Annotated in this window: 15 protein-coding genes; 13 read left to right on the top strand and 2 right to left on the bottom strand. The window is 40.9% G+C overall.

Annotated elements, in window-relative coordinates:
- The first annotated feature begins 1 nt into the window (after position 1).
- The 5 genes from recG (at position 2) to pilW (ending at position 6,082) form a co-directional block, all read left to right on the top strand.
- Positions 2 to 2,083 carry an ATP-dependent DNA helicase RecG gene (recG, locus tag ACTG7Q_RS04170; protein WP_439241194.1) on the top strand — a complete coding sequence of 694 codons (2,082 nt, stop codon included), beginning with the start codon at positions 2 to 4 and terminating at the stop codon, positions 2,081 to 2,083.
- A 26-nt stretch (positions 2,084 to 2,109) separates the two neighbouring features.
- A complete protein-coding gene (gene murI, locus ACTG7Q_RS04165) occupies positions 2,110 to 2,889 on the top strand; it encodes a glutamate racemase (RefSeq protein WP_439241192.1) in 780 nt (259 codons plus the stop codon).
- Between the two features lie 243 nt (positions 2,890 to 3,132).
- Complete coding sequence (locus ACTG7Q_RS04160) at positions 3,133 to 3,999, top strand: Rpn family recombination-promoting nuclease/putative transposase (protein ID WP_439241190.1); 867 nt, start codon at positions 3,133 to 3,135, stop codon at positions 3,997 to 3,999.
- A gap of 275 nt (positions 4,000 to 4,274) precedes the next feature.
- Positions 4,275 to 5,399: a bifunctional tRNA (adenosine(37)-C2)-methyltransferase TrmG/ribosomal RNA large subunit methyltransferase RlmN gene (locus ACTG7Q_RS04155; RefSeq protein WP_439241188.1), complete on the top strand. Its 1,125-nt coding sequence runs from the start codon at positions 4,275 to 4,277 to the stop codon at positions 5,397 to 5,399.
- A 149-nt stretch (positions 5,400 to 5,548) separates the two neighbouring features.
- Positions 5,549 to 6,082 (top strand): type IV pilus biogenesis/stability protein PilW, encoded by a 534-nt coding sequence (gene pilW, locus ACTG7Q_RS04150; protein ID WP_439241186.1) that lies wholly within the window; start codon positions 5,549 to 5,551, stop codon positions 6,080 to 6,082.
- 43 nt (positions 6,083 to 6,125) lie between these two features.
- Here the strand turns inward: pilW and cysZ are convergent, their stop codons facing one another.
- Complete coding sequence (gene cysZ / locus ACTG7Q_RS04145) at positions 6,126 to 6,983, bottom strand: sulfate transporter CysZ (protein ID WP_439241184.1); 858 nt, start codon at positions 6,981 to 6,983, stop codon at positions 6,126 to 6,128.
- 146 nt (positions 6,984 to 7,129) lie between these two features.
- Here cysZ and zipA point away from each other — a divergent pair, with 146 nt between their 5' ends.
- From zipA to ACTG7Q_RS04130, 3 genes are all read left to right on the top strand, one after another.
- Positions 7,130 to 8,149, top strand: a complete 1,020-nt coding sequence (gene zipA, locus ACTG7Q_RS04140; protein ID WP_439241182.1) for a cell division protein ZipA — start codon at positions 7,130 to 7,132, stop codon at positions 8,147 to 8,149.
- A gap of 83 nt (positions 8,150 to 8,232) precedes the next feature.
- The gene (gene ligA, locus ACTG7Q_RS04135; RefSeq protein ID WP_439241180.1) at positions 8,233 to 10,251 is read left to right on the top strand and encodes an NAD-dependent DNA ligase LigA; all 2,019 of its coding nucleotides are present in this window, start codon (positions 8,233 to 8,235) and stop codon (positions 10,249 to 10,251) included.
- A 15-nt stretch (positions 10,252 to 10,266) separates the two neighbouring features.
- A complete protein-coding gene (locus ACTG7Q_RS04130; protein WP_439241178.1) occupies positions 10,267 to 11,577 on the top strand; it encodes a hemolysin family protein in 1,311 nt (436 codons plus the stop codon).
- A 34-nt stretch (positions 11,578 to 11,611) separates the two neighbouring features.
- On the opposite strand, the gene yjgA is transcribed toward ACTG7Q_RS04130, so the two are convergent.
- A complete protein-coding gene (yjgA, locus tag ACTG7Q_RS04125) occupies positions 11,612 to 12,145 on the bottom strand; it encodes a ribosome biogenesis factor YjgA (protein ID WP_439241176.1) in 534 nt (177 codons plus the stop codon).
- A gap of 88 nt (positions 12,146 to 12,233) precedes the next feature.
- Here yjgA and pmbA point away from each other — a divergent pair, with 88 nt between their 5' ends.
- The 5 genes from pmbA (at position 12,234) to pepB (ending at position 17,573) form a co-directional block, all read left to right on the top strand.
- Positions 12,234 to 13,595, top strand: coding sequence for a metalloprotease PmbA (gene pmbA, locus ACTG7Q_RS04120; protein WP_439241174.1), 1,362 nt, complete (start codon positions 12,234 to 12,236; stop codon positions 13,593 to 13,595).
- 334 nt (positions 13,596 to 13,929) lie between these two features.
- Positions 13,930 to 14,469: a hypoxanthine phosphoribosyltransferase gene (gene hpt / locus ACTG7Q_RS04115; RefSeq protein ID WP_386687040.1), complete on the top strand. Its 540-nt coding sequence runs from the start codon at positions 13,930 to 13,932 to the stop codon at positions 14,467 to 14,469.
- 63 nt (positions 14,470 to 14,532) lie between these two features.
- Positions 14,533 to 15,681 (top strand): 5-methyltetrahydropteroyltriglutamate--homocysteine S-methyltransferase, encoded by a 1,149-nt coding sequence (locus tag ACTG7Q_RS04110; RefSeq protein WP_439241172.1) that lies wholly within the window; start codon positions 14,533 to 14,535, stop codon positions 15,679 to 15,681.
- Between the two features lie 17 nt (positions 15,682 to 15,698).
- Positions 15,699 to 16,262 (top strand): GTP pyrophosphokinase, encoded by a 564-nt coding sequence (locus ACTG7Q_RS04105; RefSeq protein ID WP_386687037.1) that lies wholly within the window; start codon positions 15,699 to 15,701, stop codon positions 16,260 to 16,262.
- 9 nt (positions 16,263 to 16,271) lie between these two features.
- The gene (pepB, locus tag ACTG7Q_RS04100; RefSeq protein WP_439241170.1) at positions 16,272 to 17,573 is read left to right on the top strand and encodes an aminopeptidase PepB; all 1,302 of its coding nucleotides are present in this window, start codon (positions 16,272 to 16,274) and stop codon (positions 17,571 to 17,573) included.

Below are 17,573 nucleotides of genomic sequence, written 5' to 3'. Positions count from 1 at the left end.
CATGAGCCTACAACTTCTTGATGCCGTTCCTTTAACCACTTTATCGGGTGTGGGTGCGGCAGTTTCCGCCAAGTTAAGCCGTTTAGGTATTAATAATTTACAAGATCTATTATTTCATTTACCCACTCGTTACGAAGATCGTACCTGTATTACACCGATTGCAGATCTTCGTCCTGAACAATACGCCACCATTGAGGCCGTGGTACAAACTTGCGACGTCCAATTCGGTCGTCGTCCGATCTTAACGGTGAGCCTGTCCGACGGCACGGCGAAAATCATGTTGCGTTTCTTTAATTTTAATGCGGGCATGAAAAACAGCTTTCAAATTGGCGTGCGAGTGAAAGCCTTTGGTGAAGTGAAACGGGGTCGATTTATGGCGGAAATTCATCACCCCGAATACCAAATTATTCGGGATAATCAGCCGTTGCAATTAGATGAAACGCTCACCCCGATTTATGCCACCACGGAAGGACTAAAGCAAACGTCTTTACGCAAACTCACCGATCAAGCCCTTGAATTATTAGATAAGATCCAAATTGCGGAAATTTTACCCAATGAATTTAATCCAAATCCCTTTAGCCTAAAAGACGCCATTCGCTTTTTGCACCGCCCACCGCCTGATATTTCGCTGGAAATGCTGGAAAAAGGGCAACACCCCGCTCAAGTGCGGTTAATTTTTGAAGAATTATTGGCGCATAATTTGGCCATGCAAAAAGTCCGTTTGGGGACACAGCAACATTATGCGTTGCCGTTGCACTATCAAACGGATTTAAAACAACGTTTTCTAGCAAAATTGCCGTTTCAACCGACCAATGCGCAACAGCGAGTGACGGCAGATATTGAACAAGATTTAGCCTTAGATCATCCTATGATGCGATTGGTACAAGGTGATGTAGGTTCAGGCAAAACCTTAGTGGCAGCCTTGGCGGCGTTGCTTGCCATTGATAACGGCAAACAAGTCGCCTTAATGGCTCCGACCGAAATTTTAGCCGAGCAACACGCCCAAAATTTCCGCCGTTGGTTTGAGCCGTTGGGGATTGAAGTAGGTTGGTTAGCGGGCAAAGTGAAAGGCAAAGCTCGCACTGCCGAATTAGAAAAAATACAAACAGGGGCGGTACAAATGGTCGTCGGTACGCACGCCTTGTTTCAACAAGAAGTAGAATTTGCCAATTTAGCCTTAGTGATTATTGATGAACAACACCGTTTCGGCGTGCATCAACGTTTAATGTTGCGAGAAAAAGGCGAAAAAGCGGGTTTTTATCCGCACCAATTAATTATGACGGCGACCCCAATTCCGAGAACGCTGGCAATGACGGTGTATGCGGATCTGGATACGTCGATTATTGATGAACTCCCTCCTGGGCGAACACCGATTACTACCGTAGTAATGTCCGAAGAACGCCGTGCGGAAATCGTGGCACGGGTGCATCATGCTTGTACGAAAGAAAAACGCCAAGCCTATTGGGTCTGTACCCTGATTGATGAAAGCGAAGTGTTAGAAGCCCAAGCCGCCGAAGCCATTGCGGAAGATTTGCGAAACGCCTTGCCACAATTACGCATTGGCTTAGTGCACGGACGGCTAAAACCAGCGGAAAAACAAGCCATTATGCAATCGTTCAAAGAGGCCGAGCTGGATTTGTTGGTGGCGACCACAGTGATTGAAGTGGGTGTGGATGTGCCGAATGCGAGCCTGATGATTATTGAAAATGCCGAACGGTTAGGCTTGTCGCAGTTGCACCAATTGCGTGGACGAGTGGGGCGTGGTAGTACGGCGTCTTTTTGCGTGCTAATGTATAAACCGCCGTTGGGTAAAATTTCGCAAAAACGCTTGCAAGTGTTGCGTGATAGTCAAGACGGTTTTGTGATTTCCGAACGTGATCTAGAAATTAGGGGACCGGGGGAAGTGCTAGGTACCAAACAAACGGGCGTGGCAGAATTTAAAGTCGCCAATTTAATGCGAGATCGCAAGATGATCCCAACCGTGCAACATTATGCGAAACAACTGATTGTAAAATACCCAGATGTGGCAGATGCGTTGATTAAACGTTGGTTAAATAATAAAGAAATATATAGTAACGCTTAAAGTGTGGTATTTTTTGAGAAGATTTTATGACAACGATACTTTTATATGATTCAGGAATGGGCGGTTTAACTATCTATGATGCCGTTCGTCATCATTTTCCTAACGCACGCTATTTGTATTGCTTGGACAACGCCTTTTTCCCTTATTCTGAAAAATCCACGTCCTTATTAATTGAACGAGCGGAAAAAATCGTGGGAACATTAGCCGAACAATTTACCATTGATATGGTGGTGGTGGCATGCAACACCGCCAGCACCGTGGTATTGCCCGCCTTGCGAGCCAAATTTGCTTTTCCTGTGGTGGGAACGGTTCCCGCCATTAAACCTGCCGCCAAATTATCGCAAACTAAAGTCATCGGTTTGTTAGCCACGAAAGGCACGGTAGAACGAGATTATGTGACGGATCTCATTGATAAATATGCTCCGAATTGTGTGGTGGAAAAAATTGGCTCTACCGCTTTAGTGGAAATGGCAGAGCAAAAACAACAAACCGGCAAATTGGATTTAGCCTGTTTAGCCAATGAAATTAAACCTTGGAAAAAAATTACCGCACTTGATACCGTGATTTTAGGCTGTACCCATTTCCCCCTAGTGAAAGACGAATTACGCCAATTATTGCCGCAAGTGAAATACTTCGTCGACCCAGCCGAAGGCATTGCCAATCGGGTCACCAGTTTGTTGGCGGACGTGAGCGATGCAATCGCAGAAAATATCGCTTTTTGTACCCAACGACCAATGGATTTTGAACAGAAAGAAAAGGTGTTAAAGGATTGGGGATTTGTGGGGTTGCAATTATTGGCGGTGTAAAAAACACGCCGTGGGGCGATGGAATGACAATCTGCTATTATTTAACGGCTCTATTTTTGAGCAAAACTCCAGTAATCAAAGGCACTCAATGACGGTTGGGTGCTTTTTTATGGAAAATATATAAGGTTTCTCTCTTTAAAATGCGTATTTTTGTGATCTTGATTCCAAAATGAAATATCAAATCTTGTGATTTTTATGCCACAGTGAATAATGCTCCTACTTATTTCAAAAGGGAGCAACACAATGCAGCAAACTTCTCGCTATATAGATCTGACTACCGATTACGGCTTTAAACGTGTTTTTGGTACGGATGTGAACAAAGATATACTGATTGATTTTCTTAATGATTTATTTCAAGGTAGAAAAGTCATTAAAGATTTGGTTTACAACAAAAATGAACAGGTGGGCGATACGTCCAAATTAGGTACAGTGATTTTTGACTTGATTTGTACCGCAGATGACGATAGTCAATTTATCATTGAGGTCCAACGCAGTCGTCAAGAAAATTTCAAAGAACGTATTATTTATTACGGCAGTAAACTTATTAGCGACCAAGCACTTAAAGGTAAACGAGAACAATGGGCGTATGCCATTACCGAAGTGTATGTGATTGCGATTATGGATGGTTTTCACTTTTCCGATACGCAAGATTACTTACACGATATTTGCCTTTGCAACCGAAAGACAGGGGAAATCTTTTATGATAAACTGGGTTTCATCTATATTGAATTGCTCAATTTTAGCAAAACAGAAAATGCACTAGAAAGCGATTTGGATAAATGGTTATTTGTGCTAAAAAATATGTCAAGATTAGACAAATTGCCCATTTATTTGAAAAAGCCGATTTTTCAAAAACTGTTCCAAATTGCTGAATACAGTAACCTAAGTAAAGGGGAAAAGGAAATGTATGATGTTAGCTTAAAACGCAAATGGGATGAATACGCCGTAAAACAGTATTGGAAAAAAGAAGGCTTACAGGAGGGAATTCAAGAAGGCAAGCTAGAAAATATGAAGTCGGTGACAAGGAATATGCTTTCCCTTGGTTTGGATGTAGAACTTATTTCTAAAGCGGTTGGTTTATCGGTTGAAGAAATCAAAAAATTGCAGTGATAGGTATTGTTCAGGGGGACTTGCAGTATTTTTATACCTTATGTTTTACACTTACCATCAACGTCAACAGTGCTTTAAATAAAGGCAAAATAGTCTGTTTTCTCCATAAAAAAAGTCATTTTTGTGATCTTGATTCCAAAAATGACACTCAAAAGTTGGATTATTTTTTTAATTCGCATAGATTAATAGGGCGGAAATCGGTAGAATAACGCCCTTTTATATTGTTTAAAATACAAACAATGTCGTAAGTGTAGCAACGTGACAATAGGGTAAATATGTCAGATAAAATTAATTTAATGAATTTAACTCGCCAACAAATGCGTGAGTTTTTTAAAGAAATCGGTGAAAAGCCGTTTCGAGCCGATCAGTTGGTCAAGTGGATTTATCATTTTGGTGAAGATGATTTTGATAAGATGACCAATATTAACAAGCAGTTGCGTGAGAAATTAAAAGCGGTGGCGGAAATTAAAGCCCCTGAGGTTGCGGTGGAGCAACGTTCTTCTGATGGCACGATTAAATGGGCAATGCAAGTAGGCGATCAACAGGTGGAAACCGTGTATATCCCTGAATCGGATCGAGCGACATTGTGTGTGTCCTCGCAAGTGGGTTGTGCTTTGGCTTGTACGTTCTGTTCTACTGCACAACAAGGGTTTAACCGCAATTTGACGGTGGCGGAGATTATTGGACAAGTGTGGCGAGCGTCTAAAATTATTGGTAATTTTGGTGTGACAGGAATTCGTCCGATTACTAACGTGGTAATGATGGGGATGGGTGAGCCGTTGTTGAATGTGGCCAATGTGGTGCCTGCCATGGAAATTATGTTAGATGATTTTGCGTATGGGTTATCTAAACGCCGTGTGACATTGTCTACGTCAGGCGTGGTGCCAGCGCTGGATAAACTCAGCGAGATGATTGACGTGGCATTGGCGATTTCTTTGCACGCCCCCAATGATGAATTGCGTGATGTGTTGGTGCCGATTAATAAAAAATACAATATCAAAATGTTGATGGACAGCGTGCATCGTTACCTTGAAGTATCGAATGCCAATCACGGCAAAGTCACCATTGAATATGTGCTGTTAAATCAAGTCAATGATGGGGTGGAACATGCTCATCAGTTGGCGGGTGTGTTGAAAAATACGCCGTGTAAAATTAATTTAATCCCGTGGAATCCGTTCCCTGAAGCGCCTTATGCGAAAAGCTCGAATACTCGCATTGACCGTTTCCAAAAAACGTTGATGGAATATGGGTTCACCGTGATTGTCCGCAAAACCCGTGGTGATGATATTGATGCTGCGTGCGGGCAGTTGGCGGGGGATGTGATTGACCGCACTAAACGTACGGCAACCATTGCCATGAAAAAACAATTCGGGCAAGGGATTGAGGTGAAAACACATTAAGCCTGTTATTACAGTCTCTCCCTTTGAGAGAGGATGGAGAAAATTTTGAAAAAATTTTCGGGAGGTGAGGGTTAATGATGTTCACTGTGGTTTATGACCCTCACCCTAGCCCTCTCCCAGAGGGAGAGGGGATTATAAAGGAGATTTTTATGAAATTTATACCGCACTTTTTTATGTTCTGTTCGCTTATTTCACTGACGGCGTGCGTGTCACAGCCCGCCGAAGATGTGGATTTTGATCAACAATCTGCTGCCAAAGCCCGAGTAGAATTAGCGCTAGGTTATTTATCCCAACAAAATTTAGATGCGACCAAACAAAATCTGGATAAAGCCATGAGCTATGCCCCTGATTATTATTTGGTGCATTCTGCCTTTGCTTATTTCTATCAACAACAGGGTAATGTTGCTCAGGCTCGAGAGGCCTATTTAAAGGCGATTAAATTAGATGATAAGCAAGGTGATGTACACAATAATTACGGCACCTTTCTTTGTTCGCAAGGGGAATTTCAAACGGCTTACGAACAGTTTGATCTTGCGATGACCAGTCCCAATTATTATCGTCAAGCGGATAGCTTAGAAAACAAAGCCTTGTGTGCCTTGTCGGAAAACAATCAAACGGTTTATCAACAAAGCAAACAAGCCTTAGAAAAAATGGATGCAGAACGGGCGAAGAAATTGAAATAATGTAGGGTAGCGGAACCATAAAAATTCAGCTACCCAAGACGCATTATTTGGAAACCATATCTTGATTATTACGTAAGTCTATATTTGTGCCTTGAGCGGTACGCACACCTGTTGAAACTGCGGTGGAATTGCCTGAATTTTTTGTGGATGGCTGACCATATAAGGCTTTGCGGTAGGTCTCTACCCACATGGCCGTGGCACCGCAAACCGCCACAGGAATCACCACTAAATTTACCAGTGGTACAAACATACACAGGCTAATCAACCCACCGAAGATTAGACTTTGCGTGCGATTTTCTTTGAGTTTTACTCGCATAGTATGGAATGAAATTTTATGATTATCAAAGGGATAGTCGCAATATTGGATAGCCATCATCCAAGCCGCAAATATAAACGTTAAAACTGGCACCACAGATTGTCCAAGCATAGGGATAAAACCGAGTAAAAACAAGGCGATATAAATCGGTAAACTATACACCAATTTTTGCCATTCCCGCACTAACATGCGTGGAATATCTTTGATAAAATCAATCATCGTCATGTCAGCGAGGCTTTCACCGGTCAGCATGTTTTCTACTTTTTCCGCCAATAAGCCGTTAAATGGTGCAGCGATAAAACCTGATAACATGGTAAAGGAAAAATAAAATCCCATCAGGATCAGCACCAAGGACATAATAAACATCACCGAACTGAGCCAATCAAGCCAACTGGGTAAAAAGCCCATTACCCAGTCGATCATGCCACTAATTTGACTGATAAACAGCCAACTCAAGCCGATCATTAACACAACATTGAGTAAAATCGGCATCACCACAAAACGGCGCAAGCCTCGTTGGGTAATTAAATGCCAACCCATGACAAAGTAATGAAAACCCGATTTGACTTCTTTTTCTTCAATCATGCTTTTTCCTATCTTATCCATTTTTATGTAAAACCTTGTACAGGATACAAAGTGCGGTCAAAAAATGCAAATTTCAAGATCCATAATGTCAATAAATATGGTAAGCTAACAATTATTTCTGCTGGTTTGGAATAGGACATATTGCAATGGATCTCAATACAGTTTTAATTATCTTAGGTATTCTGGCCTTAATTGGTTTAGTGGCGCATGGTATTTGGTCAAATCGTCGTGAAAAATCGCAATATTTTGAGCATGCGAATAACTTTGGGCGAGCTCAACACCACCAATCGGTTAACTCCTCAGAACAAAACGAAACAGTGGTGCCAAATTTTGCCCAACCGACCACTGCCTCACCTTTGAATGTGTCGCCACAATCAGCGGTATCGCAACAGACTGTTCAGCAACAAGCTGTACAGTCAGTTGTTCCGGCAAACGAGGTACCTGTGGCTGCGCCAAGCGTATCGGTTGGACAAGCGCATTCTGTGGATCAAATTAAAATCACGTTGCCGAATGCTGATTTTAATCAGTCCGCCGACGAACCCGTGCATTATGAATATCACCCTGAACCAAAACAGCCGAAAGCTAATATGGCGGACTATACTTTAGCGGATGCCGTGGACTTTGCGGAAACCCAAGCGCAAGTGGATATGACATCACCAGAATTGCGTGTACAGTTGCAGCAGGCCAGTTCACCGATTTCTGAACCCGCATTACAACAACCGATTGATAATCCAAAAGCCAGTGAGCCAGTGGCGCAAGCGCAACCCGTAGCGACTGATTTTATGCTATTGTATGTTGTCGCCCCCGAAAATCGTCAATTTTTAGGGCTTTCTATTGCACAATCCTTGGATAATCTCGGTTTTATTTTTGGCCAAGACAATTTATATCACCGTCACGTTGATACGGTAGCCAGTCCAGTGATTTTCAGTGTGGCGAATATTGAACAACCCGGTACATTTAATCCTTATGCCATGAATGAATTTTCCACTATCGGTCTTGCCCTATTTATGCAAGTACCGTCACAGGTTGGAAATGACAAAGCCAATTTAAAAATGATGATCCAAGCCGCAAAAAATTTAGCTGAAGAATTAAATGGTTTTGTGTTGACCGATCAACAAGCTATTTTTGATGACAAGCAAGAACAAGATTATTTAGATCGCATGTAGCGAAAATTGTCGATTGAAAACCGCACTGTTGAGCGTTCAAAGTGCGGTTTATTTTGTTAATAATTTTAGAAAAGAAAAATAAAATGACGGATATAGCCAAACAAATGAATCAGTTGCGTGAAACATTGCGTTATCACGAATATCAATATCACGTGCTTGATGAACCCAAAATTCCAGACAGCGAATATGATCGTTTATTTCATCAATTAAAAACCTTAGAACAACAATATCCCGAATTCATTACCGCCAATTCGCCGACCCAGCGTGTCGGGGCAAAACCATTATCGGGCTTTAGCCAAGTTACCCATGAAATTCCCATGTTATCCCTAGATAATGCGTTTTCCGATGAAGAATTTTATGCCTTTGTAAAACGTATTCAAGATCGTTTGGTGTTATTGCCAGAAACCCTTGAATTTTGTTGTGAACCAAAATTAGACGGTTTGGCAGTGAGTATTTTGTATGTCAATGGTATTCTTACGCAAGCGGCAACAAGGGGCGATGGTACTACGGGAGAAGATATTACTGCCAATATTCGTACCATTCGCAATATTCCCTTACAATTATTAACTGACCATCCGCCTGCTCGTTTAGAAGTGCGTGGTGAAGTATTTATGCCACAAGCGGGCTTTGAAAAATTAAATGAATTAGCCTTAGCCAAAGGGGAGAAAACCTTTGCTAATCCACGTAATGCTGCTGCTGGCTCGTTGCGTCAACTCGATCCGAAAATTACTAGCCAACGTCCATTAATGCTGAACGCTTATAGTATTGGGATTGCCGAAGGGGTGGATTTGCCCGAAACCCATTATGGACGTTTGCAATGGCTGAAATTTATCGGTATTCCAGTGAATGCGGAGATTCAGCTTTGTGATGGGGTAGAAAATGTGTTGAATTTCTACCGCACTATTCAACAAAAACGTCCAACTTTAGGCTATGACATTGATGGCACAGTGTTAAAAATTAACGATATTGCGTTACAGCAGGAACTTGGCTTTATTTCTAAAGCACCACGTTGGGCGATTGCGTATAAATTTCCTGCACAGGAAGAAATGACGATACTAAAAGATGTGGAATTTCAGGTAGGACGAACGGGGGCAATTACGCCTGTGGCAAAATTACAACCTGTTTTCGTGGCTGGCGTAACGGTGAGTAATGCGACCTTGCATAATGGCGATGAAATTGCACGTCTTGATATTGCCATTGGTGATACCGTGATTATTCGCCGTGCAGGTGATGTGATTCCACAGATTATTGGTGTGGTACATGATCGCCGTCCAGCCAATGCAGAATCGATTATTTTTCCAACCGAATGCCCCGTGTGTGGTTCGCAAGTGGTGCGAATTGATGGCGAGGCAGTTGCTCGTTGTACTGGTGGCTTATTTTGTGATGCACAACGTAAGGAATCTTTGAAACATTTTGTTTCTCGCAAAGCCATGGATATTGACGGCGTGGGAGCAAAACTGATTGAGCAGTTAGTGGATCGAGAGTTTATTCATACGCCAGCAGATTTATTTAAATTGGATCTTTTCACCTTAATGCGATTAGAACGTATGGGACAAAAATCCGCTCAAAATGCACTGGATAGCCTAGAAAAAGCCAAGTCAACAACTTTAGCACGCTTTATTTTTGCCCTAGGTATTCGGGACGTGGGCGAAGCCACCGCATTGAATTTAGCCAAATATTTCAAAAATCTCACCGCACTTCAACAAGCAGATTTAGAACAATTACAAGCCGTACCAGATGTGGGCATCGTTGTGGCAAATCGGATTTATGTGTTCTGGCGTGAACAACATAACTTGGACGTAGTGAATGATTTAATCGCACAAGGTGTCCATTGGGACGATGTGGAAGAAAAAGACATTGGTGAAAATCCGTTAAACGGTAAAACCGTGGTATTAACGGGAACCTTAACTCAAATGGGACGCAATGATGCCAAAGCGTTATTGCAATCTTTTGGGGCGAAAGTGAGTGGCAGTGTGTCAGCAAAAACCGATATTGTGATTGCAGGCGATTCAGCAGGATCAAAACTAACCAAAGCCCAAGAATTGGGTGTTCAAATTTGGGACGAACAGCGGTTTTTGGATTTTGTGAAACAGTATCAATAGCGTAGGAATAATATCATGGGATTATTTGAGGCAATTTTAATTATTTTAGGCTTAATTATGCTCAGTGCGGTGATTTCTTCAGCAGAAATTTCCCTAGCAGGCGCCAGAAAAATTAAGCTACAAGTTTTAGCCAATGATGGTGACATCAGGGCCACACAAGTCTTGCAGTTACAAGAAAAACCGGGGCGTTTTATTACTGTGGTGCAAATCGGCTTAAATATGGTGGCCATTTTAGGCGGTATGATTGGGGAAAGTGCGCTAAATCCGTATTTTGTCAAGCTGTTAAGCCAGTATACACAAGCAGAATGGGTAGAAAGCGTGGCATCTTGGACGGCGTTTGCGTTGGTGACGTTTTCTTTTATTTTGTTAGCGGATTTGATCCCTAAGCGTCTTGCTATGACCTATCCTGAACAAATCGCCATGCGAACCGTGGGCGTTATGCGGTTTTGCATTTTTATTTTTAAGCCCTTAGTGATGATTTTTGACACGTTGGCAAATGGGGTGTTTCGCTTTTTACGTGTGTCTACGGTGCGTGAAGATAATATGACGTCGGAAGATATTGTGGCTCTCGTGGAGGCCGGTGCTGAGTCGGGAGCATTGAAAGCACAAGAGCAGTATTTGATTGAAAATATTTTTGATATGCAATCAAGAACGGTGACATCCACAATGACGACCCGTGAAAATATTGTGTTTTTAGACCGCAGTTTTAATCAGCAAGAAGTGCTAGATACCTTGGCTAAAAATTCCCATTCAAAATTACTGATTTGTGATGCGGGATTAGATAAAATTCTAGGCTATGTGGAGTCGCATACCTTGCTCACTTTGTATTTAACTGACAACAAAGTGGCGCTGACGGATTCTAAGTTATTACGTAAAGCCTTGTTTATTCCCGATACCTTATCTCTCTATGAAGTATTGGAATTATTTAAATCTACCGGTGAAGATTTTGCGGTGATTGTGAATGAATATGCGTTGGTGGTGGGGATTGTCACACTCAATGATGTGATGAGTATTGTGATGGGGGAATTGGTCTCTAACGAAGAAGAACAGATCGTACAACGTGATGAACATTCATGGCTTATTGATGGCATTACCCCATTAGAAGATGTCATGCGATATTTAGATATTCCAGCGTTTCCCTCAGATGAAAATTATGAAACCATTGGCGGATTTATGATGTATATGCTACGCAAAATCCCGAAAAAGACCGATTTTGTGTTATATGACAAATATAAATTTGAAATTATTGATACGGAAAACTTTAAAATCGATCAGTTGTTAGTGTCGTTGCGTAAGGATTTGCAAGAGAGTTCTGCTACGAATTAGCGATGAAAGGCACTGGATTAAGTGCCTTGTTTTTTTAATTTTCCAACATCAATTCTTTCAAATACTGATAAATTTCCCGATACGCTTTCGGTGGTTTATTTTGTTCTTTTTCTTTTTGGGCGGAACGCACTAAATTACGCAAATGTTGACGGTCAGCCGTTGGGTGTTCATCAAAAAATTGAGCTAATACGTCATCACCTTTTTCGACTAAATCATCACGCAAATATTCTAATTTATGCAACATGGCTTGTTGTTGATTATGTTTATTTTCAATTTTATCTAATGCTTCTTGAATGGGATCGGTGTCGGTGGCACGCAATAATTTGCCGATAAATTGCAGTTGACGGCGTTTGGCCTCTTTGACTGATTTACGAGCCAAATGAATGGCATCAAGCAAGGTTTCATCAAGGGGGATTTTTTCCAAATTAGCAGGGGTTAATTCCACTAATTTTGAGCCTAATTTTTTTAAATCTTCCGCATCACGTTTAATTTCACTTTTGCTGACCCAGATAATTTCTTCTTGCTCATCTGTCCAATCTAATTCTGGCTTTTTGCCCCGTTTTTTCATTTCCTATCCTTTCTTATTGATATTTTGCTACATTGTAGCAAATAAGCTAAAATGCGACAAATTTATAAATAATAAGGAAAAGAGCAGCATGCCAGAAAAAAATACGGAAAATTCCACCGCACTTTTAAAACAGCAAGAACAAGAATTACGTGCGGCGGTGAGTTATGCGGTCGAGTTGGCTCAAAATGCAGGGGCAACAGCGGAAGTGGCGGTGACCAAAGTCAGTGGGCTTTCGGTTTCTACTCGGTTGCAAGAAGTCGAAAACGTAGAATTTAATAATGACGGAGCTTTAGGCATTTCGGTGTACTTGGGGCAACAAAAAGGCAACGCATCCACATCGGATTTAAGCCAGCCAGCAATTAAATCCGCCGTTGATGCGGCATTAGCGATAGCCAAATATACTTCTCCCGATGATTGTGCGGGTTTAGCCGATAAAGCCTTAATGGCATTTAATGCACCTGATTTAGATTTATATCACCCCACTGATATTGATGTAGATCGGGCAGTGGAATTAGCCTTACAAGCGGAAACCGCTGCTTTGCAATATGATCAGCGGATTGTCAACAGTAATGGTGCGGCGTTTAATTCCCATACGGGAGTTCGCGTGTATGGGAATAGCCATGGTATGTTGCAAAGTCATTTATCAAGCCGTTATTCGTTGTCTTGCTCAGTATTGGGTGGTGTTGATGATTTATTAGAAAGTGATTACGAATACACGATTTCTCGTAAAGCGAATGAGTTAGCTGCACCTGAATGGGTAGGGCAAAATTCAGCGAAGAAAGCCATTGCTCGTTTACGACCGCAAAAAATTGCAACCCAAACGGCACCTGTGATTTTTCTTAATGATGTCGCAACAGGGTTAATTGGGCATTTAGCGACTGCTATTAGTGGCGGCAGTCTATATCGCAAAAACAGCTTTTTGTTAGATAAACTTGGACAAAAAGTGTTGCCTGATTGGTTTCAAATTAGCGAACGTCCGCATTTGTTAAGCGGTTTAGCTTCTACACCGTTTGATAGCGAGGGCGTGAGAACGCAAGATTTGGAGATTATTCAAGACGGTATTTTGCAAACTTATTTATTAACCAGTTACAGCGGTAAAAAATTAGCTATGCAAAGCACGGGACATGCAGGCGGTATTCATAATTGGTTGGTTAAACCAAATTCTCAAGGAAATTTAACCGCACTTTTAAACCAAATGGGAACAGGCTTGTTAGTGACTGATTTAATGGGGCAAAGTGTGAATATGGTAACGGGGGATTATTCTCGTGGTGCATCGGGCTTTTGGGTGGAAAATGGTGAAATTCAATATCCCGTTTCAGAAATCACCATTGCTGGCAATTTAAAACAGATGTTTGATCATTTGGTGGCGGTTGGTGATGACATTGAAACCCGTTCCAATATTCAAACTGGCTCAATTTTATTGGAAGAAATGAAAATTTCTGGAAATTAATTAAAAATGATAATAATTCTTATTGACAGAGATTATTTTATATATTAATATACACACATCTGTTAAGACATAGGTAGCTAAACAGGTAGAGTAGAAAGTAAATTCGTTAGGGTTTAAGACCGAAGTGTTGTCACTTCGGTCTTTTTTTATCCCTGCACTAGCGTACAGGGTTAAGCATGGTAACGATGCTCCGCATCTGAAAGGAAAAGCCACGGAGTTGCGTGACCATGCGTAGCCTAGTACGCAAGTGCTAGGCTCTTTTCCGTCTTTTTTATTTTGTATTTTTCCTTATTATGATATAGTCGTTTCCATATTTTTATACAGAGAAACCGTTATGAAAAAACATCATGTTGAAGTCTTGATTTCAGAGCAAGATGTGCTTGCTAAAATTGATCAGCTCGGTGCGGAAATTACCGCTTTTTATCAACAAAAGAAAGTGGATAAATTGATTGTAGTCGGTTTATTACGTGGCTCATTTATGTTTATGGCAGATTTAGTACGTAAAATTGACTTACCGCTCGAAGTAGAATTTATGACCACATCAAGTTATGGTATCGGCATGAGTACCAATCATGATGTAAAAATTACCCAAGATTTAAATGGTGATATTAAGGGCGAACACGTGTTAATTGTGGAAGATATTATTGATTCAGGTTACACGCTCGAAAAAGTCCGCAAAATCCTAGAACTCCGCGATCCAGCCAGTCTTGCCATTTGCACCTTATTAGATAAACCATCACGCCGTGAAGTAGAAGTGCCAGTAGAATGGGTGGGATTTGCCATTCCGAATGAGTTTGTTATCGGTTATGGTATTGACTATGCTCAACGTTATCGTAATTTAAGTTTTATCGGTAAAGTGATATTAGAAGAATAAGCCAGCTAAAGTGCGGTGTATTTTTTGTTAGATTTAATAATCATAAAAAAGAAAGGAAACAAGATGAGTAAATTATTCCCAACAGCCACCTTACGTAGCAAAGCCCCTTATCGTTTTGATATTGTCGGCAGTTTTTTACGTTCTGATGAAATTAAGCAAGCTCGCCAACAATGTAGTTGTGGTGATATTTCTTGTGCGGAGTTAGCTAAAGTTGAAGATAAAGAAATTGCTAAATTAGTGGAACATCAAAAAAGTGTGGGATTACATGCAGTAACAGACGGAGAATTTCGCCGTACTTTCTGGCATTTAGATTTTTTAGCAGGTTTAGACGGTGTGGAAGAAGTTGATGCTGAAAAATTTTCGGTACAATTTAAACATGATAATGTTCGCCCGAAAACCTTAAAAATTGTGGATAAAGTCGATTTTTCTGAAAGCCACCCGTTTGTCGAACATTTCCGTTCTGTTAATCAAATTGCTAACGGTCAAGAAGTGAAATTTACCATTCCATCACCGTCAATGCTGCATTTAATCACCAATGTACGAGCGACCGATTATGTAGCAATTCCACGTTATGAAAACAACAACCGACTTTTATTAGACGATATTGCTAACGCTTATATTAAAGCCATGCAGATTTTCTACAAATTAGGTTGTCGCAATTTACAATTAGATGATACTAGCTGGGGTGAATTTTGTGCGGAAGATAAACGAGCCGCCTATAAACAGCGTGGTTTTGATTTAGACCAAATTGCCAAAGATTATGTCTATATGATAAATAAAATTGTGGATGCTAAACCTGCTGATGATATTGCAATTACCATGCACATTTGTCGTGGCAATTTCCGTTCCACTTGGTTCTCGGCTGGTGGTTATGAACCTGTCGCAGAAACCTTGTTTGGTACTTGCCGTGTAGATGGTTTCTTCCTTGAGTATGATAGCGATCGTGCGGGAGATTTCAAACCATTACGCTTTATCAAAGATCAACAAGTTGTGTTAGGGTTAATTACGTCTAAAGACGGTACACTTGAAAATCGTGATGATATTATTGCTCGCATCAAAGAAGCCACTCAATATGTGGATATCAATCAACTATGTTTAAGTCCGCAATGTGGTTTTGCATCAACGGAAGAAGGTAATATTCTGACCGAACAGCAACAATGGGCGAAGTTAGAATTTATTCGTGATATTGTGCAAGAAGTTTGGGGCGAGTAGTTAGGTAGGGAAAATATATGCTCGAAAAAATAGAACGCTTAATTGATGAAATTAATAAGGTACATTTAGCTTTTTCACAAGACTATTTTGAAACAGGGAAAATTCAAAAGGTGAATTTAAAACATACACTTGCGAAAGTGCCTGTAGAGCATATATTAGCCTATCGTTTAAATTTGCACGAAGCCATTAATGATTATTTGTATCGTGCCGATTTAACGGATATTTCCTATTTTTATCGTGTCAAAACATCGGAATCTATTTTACATAAAATTGAACGGTTTCAACAACGTAGCGAAGGCTTTCCAGTCAATAGTATTATGAATGATATTTTTGGGGCAAGAATGATTGTCAGTACGGAAGATATTACCCAAGTCATGAATAAATTAGATGAATGGAAAGAAAAATATGGATTAAAAAACTGGTACTTACGAGATAAAGATGAGTATGTGGGGATTCATATTTATTTCAAAAATTCGAGTAATTTTTATTATCCATGGGAACTGCAGATTTGGGATCGTAAAGATGCGGAACGTAATATTCAAAGCCATCGTAAATATAAACGAAATTTTGTGAATTTTTAAGGATAAATTATGCAAGTTTTACTTTCACATCAAGCCCCTGATGAAGTTTGGGGCAAAAAAGCGTTTTTAACTTTTCAGCAAAATCAAGCCATTGTTCATTTTTCTGAAAATTTTGACCGCACTTTAGTACAAAAAGCCGCACGTAAACTGCGTGGACAAGGTATTAAGCAAGCGGAATTAATCGGTGAACATTGGAATGCAGATAGTTGTTGGGCATTTTATCAAGGGTTTTATACGGCGAAACAAGATTTTGAGGTGGATTTTCCTGAGTTAGATGAAGTGGAAAATGAAAAATTACTTGAATTGATTGAAACAGGCGATTTTGTGCGTGAAATCATTAATTTACCGTCTGATGTATTGACCCCAGAAGTATTGGCCAATCGAGCGGTACAATTTATTCAACAGCAAGCGGAAGATTGGCAAGCGGGCGAGTTAAGTTATAAAATTATCAAAGGCAAAGATTTACATGAACAAGGCTATCATGGTATTTGGACGGTCGGTAAAGGATCCGCCAATGCGCCTGTGATGTTGCAATTAGATTTCAACCCAACGGGGGATGTTAACGCCCCCGTGTTGGCCTGTTTAGTGGGCAAAGGCATTACCTTTGACACGGGCGGTTACAGCTTAAAACCTAGTAACAGCATGGAAAGCATGAAAGCGGATATGGGCGGTGCGGCCTTATTAACAGGCGCATTGGGCTTGGCCATTGCCCAAGGATTAAACGCCCGAGTGAAACTGTATTTATGTTGCGCAGAAAACATGATCAGCAGCAACGCTTTTAAATTAAACGATATTATTCAGTATCGTAATGGCGTGACAGTGGAAGTGACCAATACCGACGCAGAGGGGCGTTTAGTGTTGGCGGATGGCTTAATTGAAGCCGATGCACAAAATCCACAATTTATTATTGATGCAGCAACGCTGACTGGTGCAGCGAAAGTCGCTGTAGGCAATGACTATCATTCTGTGCTTTCAATGGACGATCAATTAGTGGCGGATTTATTACAATCTGCTCAACAAGCACAAGAGCCATTTTGGCGTTTACCTTTTGCTGAATTACACCGAGGACAAATTTCCACCGCCTTTGCGGATATTGCTAACTCAGGCTCCTTGGCCGTGAGTGCGGGAGCCAGTACAGCGACGGCATTTTTATCTTACTTCGTGAAAAATTATCAACAACATTGGTTACACCTTGATTGTTCCGCTACTTATCGCAAATCACCGAGTGATCTATGGGCAGTGGGCGCAACCGGCATTGGTGTACAAACCTTGGCAAATTTACTTTTAACTAAAGCAAAACAGGGAGTGTAA

The sequence above is a fragment of the Lonepinella sp. BR2474 genome (genome assembly GCF_051851555.1).
Taxonomy (GTDB): Bacteria; Pseudomonadota; Gammaproteobacteria; order Enterobacterales; family Pasteurellaceae; genus Lonepinella.
Note: the sequence above shows the minus strand (reverse complement) of the source record. Positions and strands in the feature narration are given on the sequence as shown.

Excerpts from the sequence above, each read along its gene's own strand:
- recG (WP_439241194.1), top strand. The coding sequence starts at position 2 with ATGAGCCTACAACTTCTTGATGCCGTTCCTTTAACCACTTTATCGGGT.
- murI (WP_439241192.1), top strand. The coding sequence starts at position 2,110 with ATGACAACGATACTTTTATATGATTCAGGAATGGGCGGTTTAACTATC.
- ACTG7Q_RS04160 (WP_439241190.1), top strand. The coding sequence starts at position 3,133 with ATGCAGCAAACTTCTCGCTATATAGATCTGACTACCGATTACGGCTTT.
- ACTG7Q_RS04155 (WP_439241188.1), top strand. The coding sequence starts at position 4,275 with ATGTCAGATAAAATTAATTTAATGAATTTAACTCGCCAACAAATGCGT.
- pilW (WP_439241186.1), top strand. The coding sequence starts at position 5,549 with ATGAAATTTATACCGCACTTTTTTATGTTCTGTTCGCTTATTTCACTG.
- cysZ (WP_439241184.1), bottom strand. The coding sequence starts at position 6,983 with ATGATTGAAGAAAAAGAAGTCAAATCGGGTTTTCATTACTTTGTCATG.
- zipA (WP_439241182.1), top strand. The coding sequence starts at position 7,130 with ATGGATCTCAATACAGTTTTAATTATCTTAGGTATTCTGGCCTTAATT.
- ligA (WP_439241180.1), top strand. The coding sequence starts at position 8,233 with ATGACGGATATAGCCAAACAAATGAATCAGTTGCGTGAAACATTGCGT.
- ACTG7Q_RS04130 (WP_439241178.1), top strand. The coding sequence starts at position 10,267 with ATGGGATTATTTGAGGCAATTTTAATTATTTTAGGCTTAATTATGCTC.
- yjgA (WP_439241176.1), bottom strand. The coding sequence starts at position 12,145 with ATGAAAAAACGGGGCAAAAAGCCAGAATTAGATTGGACAGATGAGCAA.
- pmbA (WP_439241174.1), top strand. The coding sequence starts at position 12,234 with ATGCCAGAAAAAAATACGGAAAATTCCACCGCACTTTTAAAACAGCAA.
- hpt (WP_386687040.1), top strand. The coding sequence starts at position 13,930 with ATGAAAAAACATCATGTTGAAGTCTTGATTTCAGAGCAAGATGTGCTT.
- ACTG7Q_RS04110 (WP_439241172.1), top strand. The coding sequence starts at position 14,533 with ATGAGTAAATTATTCCCAACAGCCACCTTACGTAGCAAAGCCCCTTAT.
- ACTG7Q_RS04105 (WP_386687037.1), top strand. The coding sequence starts at position 15,699 with ATGCTCGAAAAAATAGAACGCTTAATTGATGAAATTAATAAGGTACAT.
- pepB (WP_439241170.1), top strand. The coding sequence starts at position 16,272 with ATGCAAGTTTTACTTTCACATCAAGCCCCTGATGAAGTTTGGGGCAAA.